Here is a 12,478-nt window from a genome sequence, read left to right as displayed (position 1 = left end):
CCTCCACAGGGCGCAGCGCACCCGGCGATCAGGCGCTCAGGCCGGGACGGTCTCCTTCGCCTCTCCCGCGGAGCTCGCGTTGCGCGCCGCCAGATCGGCGATGGAATCGGCGGATTCGAGGACCGCGTCGCGCCGGTACTGCACGAAGGAGTACGCGAAGGCGGCGATCCAACCGGCCACGATCAGGATGTACACCACGCGCTGGGTGCCGGGATCGAGGGCGAGCCCGCTCTTGCCCATGAGCGTCTTGGCGTTGGTGAGGATGATGAGGCCGCCGACCGACGCGCCGAGCAGGCGCGGCGGGAAGTGGCGCACGAGCCAGGCCGCGAAGGGCGCGGCGATGACGCCGCCGAGCAGGATCGCGCCCGCGTAGGCGAAGTTCACGCCCTCGCCGCCGAGGTTGGCGAGGAAGCCGAGCGACGCGGCCAGGGCGATGAGGAACTCGCTGGTGTCGATGGTGCCGACCACCTTCCGCGGCTCCATCCGGCCCGAGGCGAGCAGCGCCGGGGTGCCGACCGGGCCCCATCCGCCGCCGCCCGTGGCGTCCACGAAGCCGCCGAACAGGCCCAGCGGGGCGAGGAAGCGGGACTTCAGGGGCTTGCCGAGGTTCTTGGTGTCGATGCCGCGGAAGGTGAAGCGCAGCAGCACGTACAGCCCGAGCAGCAGCAGGATGGTGGACATCAGCGGCTTGGCGACCTCGGTGGAGAGGTTCGAGAGCACCGTCGCGCCGGCGAACGCTCCGATCGCGCCGGGAATACCGATGCGGCGCACGACCTTCCAGTCGACGTTGCCGAAGCGCCAGTGCGAGGCGCCGGAGACGGCACTGGTGCCGATCTCGGCCAGGTGGATCGTGGCGCTGATGGCGGCCGGCGAGAGCGTCGTGAGCGCGACGAGGAAGGTCGTCGCGGTCACGCCGAAGGCCATCCCGAGGCTCCCGTCGACGAGCTGCCCGAGCAGTCCGACGAACGCGACGATGACGAGGGTGGGCATGGTTGACTCCTGCGGCTGGGGCGGGCGAGGGGACTCGCCCGGGCATGACAGGACACTCTGCCGATCACGTCACAGGATCGGAACCGTCCCGATCAGTGTGATCCGAACCCGGTACTGTCCGATTCGACCGGATCGAACGTTGTAGAAGGACGACCGCCATGCCCAAGCCCCTCGCCCGTTCCGCCGCCGTCGCGGCCGCCGTCCTGCTCGGCGGCTCGCTCGCCGCGCCCATGGCCTCCGCCACGATCGACCTGTTCGGTCACGACCAGGTGCGCACCCTCGCCTGCAACGACGACGTGAAGATCATCGGCTCCGACAACGCGCTCGTCTTCACCTCCGCGTGCAAGCGCGTCGAGGTCAACGGGCACGACAACACGCTGACGCTGCGCGACGTCACCTCGCTCCGCGTGATCGGCAGCGACAACTCGATCACCCTGGGCTCGGCCTCCACCGTGGACGTGAGCGGCCACGACAACACCATCACCTGCACCGGCGGGAAGAAGCCCACCGTGAAGTCGGTCGGCACCGACAACTCGTACCGCTGCTGACCGGCCCCATCCGCTTCTGACCGGCGTCAGGAGGCCTGCAGGCCGGCCCGCTCGCCGAGGAGGAACCAGGTCAGCTGGTCCGGCTTGCCCTTGACGGCGATGACGCCCCGCTCCTCGAACGCGAACGACGGCGCCAGCCGGTCGTGCACCGACGAGGTCACCTGGATGCGGCCGACGATCCCCGTCGACTCCATCCGGGAGGCGACGTTGACGGCGTCGCCCCACACGTCGAAGAAAAACTTCTTCGAGCCGACGATGCCGGCGACGACGGGCCCGTCCGCGAGCCCGATCCGGAGCGGCGTCGCACGGCCGTCGGCGTTCGCCACCCCGGCCGCCGCGGCCTGGAGCGCCACGGCGAACCGCGCGAGCTCCTCGAGGTGATCGGCGCGCGGTTCGGGGACGCCGCTCACCACCATGTACGAGTCGCCGGTGGTCTTGATCTTCTCGAGCCCGTGCCGCTCCACGAGCGCGTCGAGGGTCGTGTACAGCCGGTCGAGGTAGCGCACGACGTCCGCGGCCGAGGTGCGGCTGGACATCTCCGTGAATCCGGCGATGTCGGCGAACAGCACCGAGGCGTCGGCGTAGGAATCGGCGACCTCGGCATGATCGGGCTGCTTGAGCCGGTCCGCGACGGAGCGCGGGAGGATGTTGTTCAGCAGCGCCTCGGACCGTCGGAGTTCCTCCTCCAGCGCCGCCTCGGTGCGCTCGATCTGGAACAGCCCGGCGCCGACCGTCGCCACGGCCAGTGACGCGGCGGCGATCACGTTGACGACGAAGCCCGTGGTCGCGAACCAGTGCGGAACCAGTCCGGTGTCGTCCGGCACGGTGAAGTGCAGGTGGATCACGGCTGCGAGGCACACCACGACCACGACGGCGGACGCCGCGATCCTGCGGACGCCCACGATCATCGGGACGCCGACCGCCATGGCCAGGTAGTAGAACAGGAGTCCGACGCCCTCGCCGAGCAGGACGCACAGGCTCCACAGCGTGACCGTCGCGACCGCGAAGAAGGCCGTCGGCGCCGCCAGCGGCCCGAACCGGCCGAGAAGCGGGACGAGCGCCAGCGCAGCGCCGGAGACGACGTTGACGATCATCACCTGGTGTGGGCCGCCGAAGGCGAGGCCGATCACCGCGAAGCCGAAGCTCACCGCCGCCGAGGCGTACGCCGCGAGCGACACCAGTCGCAGACCGCGACGGTCCGCCTCCCTGATCGCTCCCTCGTCGTACCCGCTCGCGGCGCACCACGCCCGGAAGTCAGCGCTCGTCGGCACAGGCCGAGCGTAGCCACCTCCGGTCCCCACCGGCGCGGATCCGGGCAGGAGCGCCGTCCGGGCCGCCGTCGCCGACGCGCGCCGTACCCCTGCCGGCCGCTCCCGCGGAGCCTAGGCTGGCGGCATGGACTACCTCCGCCCCGTCGAGTTCGGGCTCTTCGTCACCCCGTCCGCCGCGGCGCTCGACAACTGCTTCGCGCTCGCCGAGCTCGCGGACGGGAAGGTCGAGTTCCTCGGGGTGCAGGACCACCCCTACCAGCAGGCCTTCGTCGACACCTTCACGCTGATCGGTGCGCTGCTCGACCGCACCGAGGAGGTGCGCGTCTTCCCCGACGTGGCGAACCTCCCGCTGCGGCCGCCCGCCGTGATGGCGCAGGCCGCAGCGACCCTCGACGTGCTGTCCGAGGGCCGCTTCGAGCTGGGCCTCGGCGCGGGCGCCTTCTGGCCCGCCATCGCCGCGATGGGCGGCCCCGAGCGCAGCCCGGGCGAGGCGGCCGGCGCGCTCAAGGAGGCCGTCGAGGTGATCCGGCTGATGTGGTCCGGGGACCGGTCCGTGCGCTTCCACGGCGAGCACTACCGCCTCGACGGTGTGCACCCCGGCCCGCGGCCCGCCCACGACATCGGCGTCTGGCTCGGTGTGGGCGGCCCCAAGCTGCTGCGCTTCCTCGGCGGCCATGCCGACGGGTGGGCACCGTCGAACTCGTTCTTCCCTCCCCCGACCCTGCCCGAGCGGCACGCCGCCATCGACGACGGTGCGCGCGCCGCCGGCCGGGATCCCGCCTCGATCCGGCGCGTCTACAACATCTTCGGGTCGATCGACGACGCCCCGTCGGACGAGCCCTTCCACGGCACCGTCGAGCAGTGGACGGAGCAGCTGACCGGCCTCGTCGTGGACACGGGCATGGACACCTTCGTCTTCGGCGCCGATGACGACGACTACGAGCAGTGCCGCCGGTTCGTCGTGGACGTGGCGCCGCGCGTGCGGCAGCGCGTCGCCGAGGTGCGCGCGAACAGGTAGCGATCGACTACTGATCGGAGGCTCCGGAGGACCGATCTGCTTCGTCGAACAGCGAGGACAGCAGCATGGCCCACGCTGCGAGATCGCGGAACAAGGTCAACCAGGTGAGCTCGCGACTGATCGAATCATACTGATGAATAAGGAAATTTCGGTTGGCCACCGCGATCGCCCAGTCGATTCCGTCGGGAGCATCGACCTCGAGGCGAGCTAGTCGGTTCGCCGCCTCGCCCACCTTCATCATCGGCGAGTCACCGGCTTCCTGCAGTAGCTCGTCTCGAAGGTAGTCGGCCTTTCCCCGGGCCACGATGCCGGCAACGCGCGCGAGCCATCCGCGCATGTGGATCAGTTCCTTTGCGACGGCGCGCTCCATCTAGAGAAGTACCGCCTCACGCTCGATGTCGTCATCGAGCCCCGGGGTCAGGCCGCCGTATTCGAGCAGGTCGACCTCGCGCCCCAGGACCTCCTCGACGAGCCGTTTGAAGAGTAGGAACTCGAACGTGGATGTCTCGGGCGGCGCCTCGACGATCAGGTCGATGTCGGAATCCGCTCGCGCCTCGCGGCGAGCCACTGAGCCGAACACGGCCAGCCGTCGGTAACCGTGCTCTGCGGCGAGGGCGACGAGGATGGGGCTTGCCGCATCGAGTAGCTCCGTCGGGTGCACATCGCTCGACGGCGGCGCGGACTTCAGTTGCTGGCTGACTGCAGGCTGCGTAATACCCAGCCGATCCGCGATCTCACGCTGGCTCAAACCCGAGGCGACGAGAGCACGCAGCGCCAGTCCACGCCGCAACCGCGCGGCGTTCTCCTCCTGCCGCGCCGCCCGGTACTCGGCGACGAGCTTCATAAGGCCACCTTATCGGAGGTTGTCGCTGCTGTCACGAGCTGCGGTACCTGGTTCATTCGACGGGGAGCGAGCGCACCACGCGGCACGGGTTGCCGACGGCGGCGACGTGATCGGGCACGTCGCGGGTCACCACGCTGCCGGCGCCGATCACGGTGTTCCGGCCGATGGTGACGCCGGGGCACACGATGACGCCCCCGCCGAACCAGACGTTGTCGCCGATCGTGATCGGCTGCGCCGTCTCCCACCGCGCCCGGCGTGCGGCATGGTCCTCGACGGGGTGCAGCGCGGTGAGCAACTGCACGCGGGGCCCGATCGAGCAGTCGTCACCGATCGTGATGGGCGCGCAGTCCATGAGGATCGCGTCGTAGTTGAGGAAGCTGTTGGCACCGATGCTGATGTGCGCCCCGTAGTCGCACTGGAACCGCGGCATGACCCAGGAACCCTCGCCGATGCCCCCGAGGAGCTCCTGGAGGATCTGAGAGCGCCCCGCGTCGTCGTCCGCGGCGGTGGCGTTGAACCGGTCCAGCAGCCGGCCGCAGGAGCGCCGCATCGCCACGAGCTCGGGATCGCTGTCGCGGTAGCGCTCGCCCGCGAGCATCCGCTGGAGTTCCGTGGCCACGCCCCGACGGTACTGATTCCCAACGGTCCTGATGTGGAGAGAGCCCGGGAATGCGAAAGGCCCCCGGATTTCTCCGGGGGCCTTCGACCTAGTAGCGGGGACAGGATTTGAACCTGCGACCTCTGGGTTATGAGCCCAGCGAGCTACCGAGCTGCTCCACCCCGCGTCGGGTGAACACCACGTTACTGGAATGCGCTCACGATGTGCAAATCAGTTGAACGTGACGCTCGTCTCTCGGGCCGGGCCGGGCGTCGCCGCCCCGGCCCGAGAGCTGAGATCAGTTGCCGCCCCGGGCCTTCGTCTCGGCCGCCTGCAGCTTGGTGATCGCGTCACCGAGCTGCTTCATGGCCTGGCCGACGGCGACCTGATCGCCGGAGCGCTGCGCGGAGAGCACCGAGCTCCAGGCGTCCGAGACGGCCTTCACGGCCGCCTGCACCTCGGGAGTGTCTCCGCCGGGCACCGTCGCCTGCGTGGGCGGCTGGCTCGGCCCGGGCTGCTGCCCGCCGGGCACCGTCTGGCCCTGGGTCGGGCCGGAGACGCCCGTCGCGGCCGTCGCGAGCGCAGCATCGACGCCCCGGTAGCCGGCGTCGGTGAGCGAGGCGGCGACCGTCGTGCGGTAGCCCGCGCCGCCGGTGACCGGGTTCAGGCTCAGCACCTTGATCAGCTTGGGCGCCGCCCTCTCCCCCGTCGACTGCGCGTACATCGGCCAGACGTACGTCAGGCCGCCGTTCGCGAGCGCGATCGCCTGCAGATTGCCGAACCTCGGGTTGAGCGCCTGGATGTTGGCGTTGTCGGCCACCACCGGCGGTGCACCCTTGATCAGGTCGGCCGCCTGCATGGGGCCGGGGGTCCGGCGCCCGGGCAGCTCGCGCATGTCGCGCACCAGCAACCGGCCCGCGTCCTCGCCCTCCGAGGCGACGGAGACGAGGCCCGCGAGGTACGGCTGGTCCTTCGCCTGCAGGATCGACGACAGCTGGAACTGCGCCGGGCCGCCGCCGGGAGCCGCGCCCACGGAGTAGTACGGCGACTGCAGGCCGTCCTTGTCGGGCGTCTCGTTCGGGGCCGCAGCGGCCTGCCAGACGTCATTCTGCCGGCGGAAGGTGTCGGGGTCCGTCGTGTGGTACTTCTGCAGCAGGAAGCGCTGCACCTCGAACAGGTCCTGCGGGTACCGGAAGTGCTGCGCGACCTCGGCGGGCACGGCGCTCTTCGGCTGGACCACGCCGGGGAAGACGTTCTTCCAGGCGTTGAGGACGGGATCGGCCTCGTCGACCTGGTACAGCTGCACCGAACCGTCGTACGCGTCGACGGTGGCCTTCACCGAGTTCCGGATGTAGCCCACCTTCTCGTCCACCTGGCGACGCTGCGCCTGCTGGCCGGGCGTGTTCTGCTGGCGCGAACCCGTCGCGTCCGACAGCGAGGTCTGCTGCGCGTACGGGTACTTCGGCAGCGTGGTGTAGCCGTCGACCACCCACAGGATGCGGCCGGTGCGCGAATCGACCATCGGATAGGTCTTCGTGTCCACCGTGAGGAAGGGGGCGAGCTGCTTGACCCGGTCGCGCGGGTCGCGCTGGTAGATGATCTTCGAGTCCGGGCCGATGTTCCCGTTGAGCAGGATGTTCCGCTCGGTGAACTTGATGGCGTAGGCCAGGCGGGTGAACCAGTTGCCGATGCCGACGCCGCCGTCGCCCTCGTAGCGCGAGCGCTCGGTGTCGCTGTCGAGCTCGCGCGGGTCGCCGGTGCTCCCCACGACGGAGTAGAAGTTCGGATCGGACCCGATGATCTCGCCGTAGTAGATCCGCGGCTGCGTGACGGGCTTGCTGCCGGCCACGCCGTTGCGGGTGAACACGGGCTGGCCGCCCGCGTTGTTGTTGTTCACGGCGTCGCGGCCGCTCTCGCTGACCACCTGGTCGACCTGGCCGGCGGGCGCGGTGATCAGCCCGTTGCCGTGCGTGTAGACCATGTGCCGCGAGGTCCAGTCCGACGGGGTCTTGCTCGGGTCGAGCTCGATCGGCGCGAGCAGCACGTTGGTGAGGTTGCCGTCCACGTCGTAGCGGTCGACCGACAGCTTGCCGGTGAGCCGGTAGTAGTCCTTGAGCCCGCCGAAGTTGGAGAAGGCCTGCGAGACGACGTTCGGGTCGAGCAGCCGCACGTTCTGCAGCGACGGCGCGTCCTTGGCGGTGAGCGTCTGCAGGGCGTCCGGCGAGGCCTTGGGGTCGGACTTCTCGTACTTGGCGCTCGCGAGTCCGTAGGCCTGTTGGGTCGCCTCGATGTTCCGCGCGATGTAGGGCAGCTCCTTCTCGGCGTTGGGGCCGACCGAGAAGGTCTGCACCGCGGTCGGCCAGCCGACGCCGACCACCAGCGAGGAGAACAGCATGAGCACGGTCGCGATCGCGGGGACCCGCAGGTCCCGCAGGACGATCCCGAAGAAGAAGGCCGCGGCGCAGATGATCGCGATGCCCGTGAGGATCGCCTTCGCCGGGAGCATGGCGTGGATGTCGGTGTAGTTCGCGCCGGTGAACATCGGCGACCGGTTCGAGTACACGAGGGCGTACCGGTCGAACCAGTACGCGACGGCCTTGGTCAACAGGAAGACGCCCGCGATCGCCGCGAGCTGGATGCGCGCGCCGCGCGACAGCGAGCCCTCGCGGCCTGCGAGGCGGATGCCGCCGAAGACGTAGTGCGCCACCAGGTTCGTGAGGAACATGACGATGAGGCCGGCGAACAGGAAGCCGAGGACGAACTCGATGAAGGGCAGCGTGAACGCGTAGAAGCCGATGTCCATGCCGAACTCGGCGTCGGTCTCGCCGAAGGGCTGCCGGTTGAAGAAGAGGAGCACCTGCTGCCACCCGGCCTGCCCGAAGATGCCGGCGATGAGGCCGATGAGCAGGGCGGGGACGATCGCGAAGGTCTTCAGCTTGCTGGTCACGACGGCGCGGTAGCGCACCACCGGATCGTCCGTGGGCGAGGGCAGGAAGGCGGGCCGCACCCGGTACGCCAGCCACATGCCGGCGAAGGTGAACAACGCCAGGACCACGCCCGTCACCAGGAACAGGCCGAAGCGCGACAGCAGCACCGTCCGCAACACCCCGGCGTGGCCCAGTGAGCCGTACCAGAGGAAGGCGGTGATCACGTCCACCACCCGCGGACCGATGAGCAGCAGCGCGAGCAGGACCACGGCCAGCGCGATGAGGATCTTTGCCCGGCGGGACAGCGAAGGGATGCCCGCGGCACGAGGTGTCGTCACGACAACCACTGTACGGATTGCCCGAGATGGGACTCGCGCGTGCTCACCGACGTGGTACCGCGCGCGGCGCGGGATGCGATCATGGGCGCGTGAGCTACGACGAGCCGGAGCAGGTATTCGACGAGGCGGCCCTCGGCCGCGCAGCCCGCGAGGCCATCGAGTTCGTGGAGCCGCAGGGATGGGGCCAGCCGCCGCAGCTGTTCGGGCTGGTCCCGACCACCCTGCTCGCCACCAGCCAGCCGGAGTGGGCGGACATCCTCGACGACGGTGCCTCGCTCACCGTCATCGAGCAGGAGCCGCTGCCCGGCGACCCGCAGGGCGGGAGCACCGAGCTCAACCACGTGCTCGCCACCACCACGTGGCCCGACGAGGTGGTGGGCTGCGCGCTGGTGCAGGAGATCATCGTGCTGCCGCCGAACGCCGAGGCCGACCTCGACGGGGCCCTCGAACCCCACCTGGCCGACGTGGACGCCGCCGACCGGGCGGGCCGCGCCGCCGCCGAGAGCCACCCCGAGCGACGCACCGCGCGGATGGTCGCCGCGGTCCTGCGCGACGGCCACCGGATCACGCTGCTCACGCTGCAGCCGGACGACGACGACCCGTTCGCCGACGCCGATCTGCTGCGCGCCGACCAGCTCGCGCCCGGCCTGATCCAGGGCCTGCTCGCCACGTTCGACGAGGACTGAGCCCGCCGCGGACGTCAGCAGGAGGGCGCGGGGCGCCCCTCGCGGACGTCGGCGAGCGCCCGGAGCGCACCGTCGAGCGTCTCGACCCTGACCAGTTGCAGGTCCGCCGGCGGCGAGGACTTCGCGGCGTCGCAGTTGGCGGCGGGCACCAGGAAGACGGAGGCACCGTCGCGCTTGGCGCCGCGCAGCTTGTGCTCGATCCCGCCGATGGGCCCCACCTTGCCGTCGGAGGCGATCTCCCCGGTCCCCGCGACGTTCTTCCCGCCCGTGAGGTCGCCCGGCTCGACGAGGTCGATGATGCCCAGGGAGAGCATGAGCCCCGCCGACGGGCCGCCGACCTGCTGCACCCCGAAGCCGATGTGGATCTTCGGATCGGCGGGCACCTGCCCGACCACGATCCCGAGGCGCGGCTTGCCCTCGGACTCGCCGAGCGTGACGGGGACCTGCGCGGCACCGTCGGCGCGACGGACCGCGACGGTGACGACGTCGCCCTTCTTCTTGCCCTCGATGCCCTTCGCGACCTGGTCGGGGGTGGTGACGGGCGCGCCGTCGACCGACTCGAGGACGTCGCCCTCGCGCAGCTTGCCCTGCGACGGTCCGCCCTCGCTGAGGCCGACGACGCCGGCCGCGGTCGGGATCTTCAGGTACCGCAGCGCGGCGACGGTGGCCGAGGACTCGGAGCCGGTGAACTGCTCGCGGTTGCCCGCCTCGATCTGCTCGCGGGTGGCGCCCGGCGGGTAGTAGGCGTCGCGGGGCGCGATCTGCTCGCCGCTGATCCACTTGGCGAGGGCGCCGTAGAGATTGAGGCCGTCGGTGACGGCGATCGTGGTGAACCGCAGCTGCCCGGCGGGTTGGTGCACGGGCAGGCCGTCGATGGTGATGACCTTGCGGTCGGAGAACGTGCCGTCGGCGCCGCGCTCGGCGTACGTGGTCAGGGTGTCGGCGGTGTCGCCGGGCCCGACCGCGACGTAGGGCACCGTCACGACCATCCCCAGCAACACGAGCACCAGGAGCGGCACCAGGGCGGCGAGAGCTGTCGTGATCCTGCGTTCCGTCACGGGCCACAGCGTAACCGCCGCCTGTTCGCGCAGAGCGTGACGCACAGGACGGTCCGAACCGGACCGGGGCAGTACCGTGGAGTCATGAATGACCTGCCCTTCGGATTCTCCTCCGGCGACGACGGCGGTGACGACGGCAAAGGCCGACGGGACCAGCCCTTCGGCGCCGGTCAGCCCTTCGACATGTCGCAGCTGGGCGACATGCTGAGCCAGCTCGGCCAGATGATCTCCGGCATGGGCTCCGGTATGACCGGCCCGGGCGCCGGCACCGGTGAGCCCGTCAACTACACGGTCGCGGCGCAGCTCGCGCGCCAGACGCTCGGCAAGCACGAGCCCGTCTCCGACGGCCAGCGGAAGGCCGTCGAGGAGTCGATGCACCTCGCGCAGCTCTGGCTCGACGGTGCCACCGTGCTCCCCGCGGGCCCGCAGAAGACCGCCGCGTGGACCCCCGTCGACTGGCAGGAGAAGACCCTGCCCACCTGGAAGCGGCTCGTGAACCCCGTGGCCGAGAAGATCTCCGGCTCGTGGATGCAGAGCATGCCCGAGGAGGCGCGCGAGATGGCCGCGCCGATGATGGGGATGTTCGCCCAGATCGGCTCGATGTCCTTCGGAACGCAGCTCGGCCAGGCGCTGGGCTCGCTGTCGAAGGAGGTGCTCACCAGCACCGACATCGGCGTGCCGCTCGGCCCCGAGGACACCGCGGCGCTGCTGCCCGAGGCGATCGAGGCCTTCGGCAAGGACCTCGACGTCAAGGACCAGGAGATCCTGGTGTTCCTGGCCGCGCGGGAGGCCGCGCACCAGCGCCTGTTCTCCCACGTGCCGTGGCTGCGGGCCCGCGTCCTCGACACCGTCGAGCAGTACGCGCGCGGCATCACCATCGACATGTCGGGCATCGAGGAGCTCTCCCAGAACCTCGATCCGAGCGCTCTGCAGGACCCGTCGAAGCTCGAGGAGCTGATGGCCGCGCAGGGCGCCGCACTGCAGCCCAAGGCCACGCCGGAGCAGACCGCGGCGCTCGAGCGCCTCGAGACGCTGCTCGCGCTCATCGAGGGCTGGGTCGAGACGGTCGTGCACGCGGCGATCGCCGACCGGCTGCCCAGCGCCGCCGCGCTGCGCGAGACGATGCGCCGCCGCCGCGCGTCGGGCGGTCCGGCGGAGCAGACCTTCGCCACGCTCGTGGGGCTGGAGTTGCGCCCCCGCAAGGTGCGCGAGGCCGCCGACCTGTGGGAGCGGATCCTGAACGCGACCTCGATGGAGCAGCGTGACGGCATCTGGGCGCACCCCGACCTCATCCCGGACGCCTCCGATCTGGACGCGCCCGCGGCCTTCATCGACCGCATGCTGGGCGACGCGTCGGGCGCGGACCCGTCGGACCTCGACGACCCCATCGGCGCGATCGAGCGGCTGGGGCGCGAATCCGGCGGCGAATCCGACGACTGACCGTATCCGCGCCGCGGCCGCCGCACGACGGATCTCGACCGCGGCGGGTCACCCCTGGTCACGGGGAGTTCCGGCCTGTGGATAACCGGTGATTCCGGGCGGTTCGCGGCGCATCGGCGTGCTCGACTGGAGCCATGCGGCACCGTCTGAACCCGTACCTCACCGTCGTGGTGCGGCCGCCCACGCTGGTACAGCTGGGCGCGTCCGCCACCGGCGCGCCCGTGCTGCGGCCGCCGCCGTGGCTGGCGCCGGACGCGACCGCGGGGCTGCTGCGGTGGCTGCAGTCCTTCCGGACCCCGCGGGAGCTCGAGCGCCGGGCCGCCGACCTCGGGATGACGGCCGCCGACGTCGGGGAGCTGCTCGACGCGCTGCGCGGCCACGGCCTGCTCGAGGCCGAGCCGCCGCGCTCGCACCTGCAGGTGCACCTGCACGGCAAGGGGCCGGTCTCGGACACGGTGCTCGGCGAGCTCGCCTCGCTCGACGCGGTCCGGGTGACCGCCGGGACGGCGCGGAGTTGGTCGCCCGCCGGCCGCGGCGTCGATCTCGTGCTGCTCGCGGACGCCCTCTCCCCCGATCCCGTGCTGGTCGCGCGGCTCATGCGGGAGCGGGTGCCGCACCTGCCGGTGGCCCTGCGCGACGGGGCCGGGATCGTCGGGCCGCTGGTGCTGCCCGGCGCGGGGCCGTGCCTGCGCTGCCTGGACCGCGCCCGCGNCGACACCGATCCGGGCTGGCCGTCGCTGGCGTGCCAGCTGTTCGGGCG

Annotated in this window: 11 protein-coding genes and 1 tRNA gene; 4 read left to right on the top strand and 8 right to left on the bottom strand. The window is 71.0% G+C overall.

Going from position 1 to position 12,478, the window contains the following annotated elements:
• Positions 1 to 36: 36 nt before the first annotated feature.
• Positions 37 to 990 (bottom strand): sulfite exporter TauE/SafE family protein, encoded by a 954-nt coding sequence (locus ACNAYW_RS08595; protein WP_415849287.1) that lies wholly within the window; start codon positions 988 to 990, stop codon positions 37 to 39.
• A 158-nt stretch (positions 991 to 1,148) separates the two neighbouring features.
• Here ACNAYW_RS08595 and ACNAYW_RS08590 point away from each other — a divergent pair, with 158 nt between their 5' ends.
• A complete protein-coding gene (locus ACNAYW_RS08590; RefSeq protein ID WP_415849286.1) occupies positions 1,149 to 1,538 on the top strand; it encodes a DUF3060 domain-containing protein in 390 nt (129 codons plus the stop codon).
• A gap of 26 nt (positions 1,539 to 1,564) precedes the next feature.
• Here the strand turns inward: ACNAYW_RS08590 and ACNAYW_RS08585 are convergent, their stop codons facing one another.
• Positions 1,565 to 2,809, bottom strand: a complete 1,245-nt coding sequence (locus ACNAYW_RS08585; protein ID WP_415849285.1) for an adenylate/guanylate cyclase domain-containing protein — start codon at positions 2,807 to 2,809, stop codon at positions 1,565 to 1,567.
• Positions 2,810 to 2,933: 124 nt separating this feature from the next.
• On the opposite strand from ACNAYW_RS08585, the gene ACNAYW_RS08580 reads away from it, so the two are divergent.
• Entirely contained in the window at positions 2,934 to 3,827 is an 894-nt protein-coding gene (locus ACNAYW_RS08580) for an LLM class flavin-dependent oxidoreductase (RefSeq protein WP_415849284.1), read from the top strand.
• 7 nt (positions 3,828 to 3,834) lie between these two features.
• Here the strand turns inward: ACNAYW_RS08580 and ACNAYW_RS08575 are convergent, their stop codons facing one another.
• The 5 genes from ACNAYW_RS08575 to ACNAYW_RS08555 form a co-directional block, all read right to left on the bottom strand.
• The gene (locus ACNAYW_RS08575; protein ID WP_415849283.1) at positions 3,835 to 4,197 is read right to left on the bottom strand and encodes a HepT-like ribonuclease domain-containing protein; all 363 of its coding nucleotides are present in this window, start codon (positions 4,195 to 4,197) and stop codon (positions 3,835 to 3,837) included.
• Positions 4,198 to 4,671, bottom strand: coding sequence for a nucleotidyltransferase domain-containing protein (locus ACNAYW_RS08570; protein ID WP_415849282.1), 474 nt, complete (start codon positions 4,669 to 4,671; stop codon positions 4,198 to 4,200).
• A gap of 52 nt (positions 4,672 to 4,723) precedes the next feature.
• A complete protein-coding gene (locus tag ACNAYW_RS08565; RefSeq protein WP_415849281.1) occupies positions 4,724 to 5,290 on the bottom strand; it encodes a sugar O-acetyltransferase in 567 nt (188 codons plus the stop codon).
• A 92-nt stretch (positions 5,291 to 5,382) separates the two neighbouring features.
• Positions 5,383 to 5,456, bottom strand: a tRNA-Met gene (locus tag ACNAYW_RS08560).
• Between the two features lie 111 nt (positions 5,457 to 5,567).
• Positions 5,568 to 8,534, bottom strand: a complete 2,967-nt coding sequence (locus ACNAYW_RS08555; RefSeq protein WP_415849280.1) for a UPF0182 family membrane protein — start codon at positions 8,532 to 8,534, stop codon at positions 5,568 to 5,570.
• An 89-nt stretch (positions 8,535 to 8,623) separates the two neighbouring features.
• Between ACNAYW_RS08555 and ACNAYW_RS08550 the strand changes: the two genes are divergently transcribed.
• The gene (locus tag ACNAYW_RS08550) at positions 8,624 to 9,220 is read left to right on the top strand and encodes a PPA1309 family protein (RefSeq protein WP_415849279.1); all 597 of its coding nucleotides are present in this window, start codon (positions 8,624 to 8,626) and stop codon (positions 9,218 to 9,220) included.
• 14 nt (positions 9,221 to 9,234) lie between these two features.
• On the opposite strand, the gene ACNAYW_RS08545 is transcribed toward ACNAYW_RS08550, so the two are convergent.
• The gene (locus ACNAYW_RS08545; RefSeq protein ID WP_415849278.1) at positions 9,235 to 10,278 is read right to left on the bottom strand and encodes a YlbL family protein; all 1,044 of its coding nucleotides are present in this window, start codon (positions 10,276 to 10,278) and stop codon (positions 9,235 to 9,237) included.
• A gap of 84 nt (positions 10,279 to 10,362) precedes the next feature.
• Between ACNAYW_RS08545 and ACNAYW_RS08540 the strand changes: the two genes are divergently transcribed.
• Complete coding sequence (locus ACNAYW_RS08540) at positions 10,363 to 11,718, top strand: zinc-dependent metalloprotease (RefSeq protein WP_415849277.1); 1,356 nt, start codon at positions 10,363 to 10,365, stop codon at positions 11,716 to 11,718.
• The last annotated feature ends 760 nt before the right edge of the window (positions 11,719 to 12,478 follow it).

The sequence above is a fragment of the Tsukamurella ocularis genome (genome assembly GCF_965138335.1).
Classification (GTDB): domain Bacteria; phylum Actinomycetota; class Actinomycetes; order Mycobacteriales; family Mycobacteriaceae; genus Tsukamurella; species Tsukamurella ocularis_A.
This window is presented reverse-complemented; position numbering and strand designations above follow the sequence as displayed.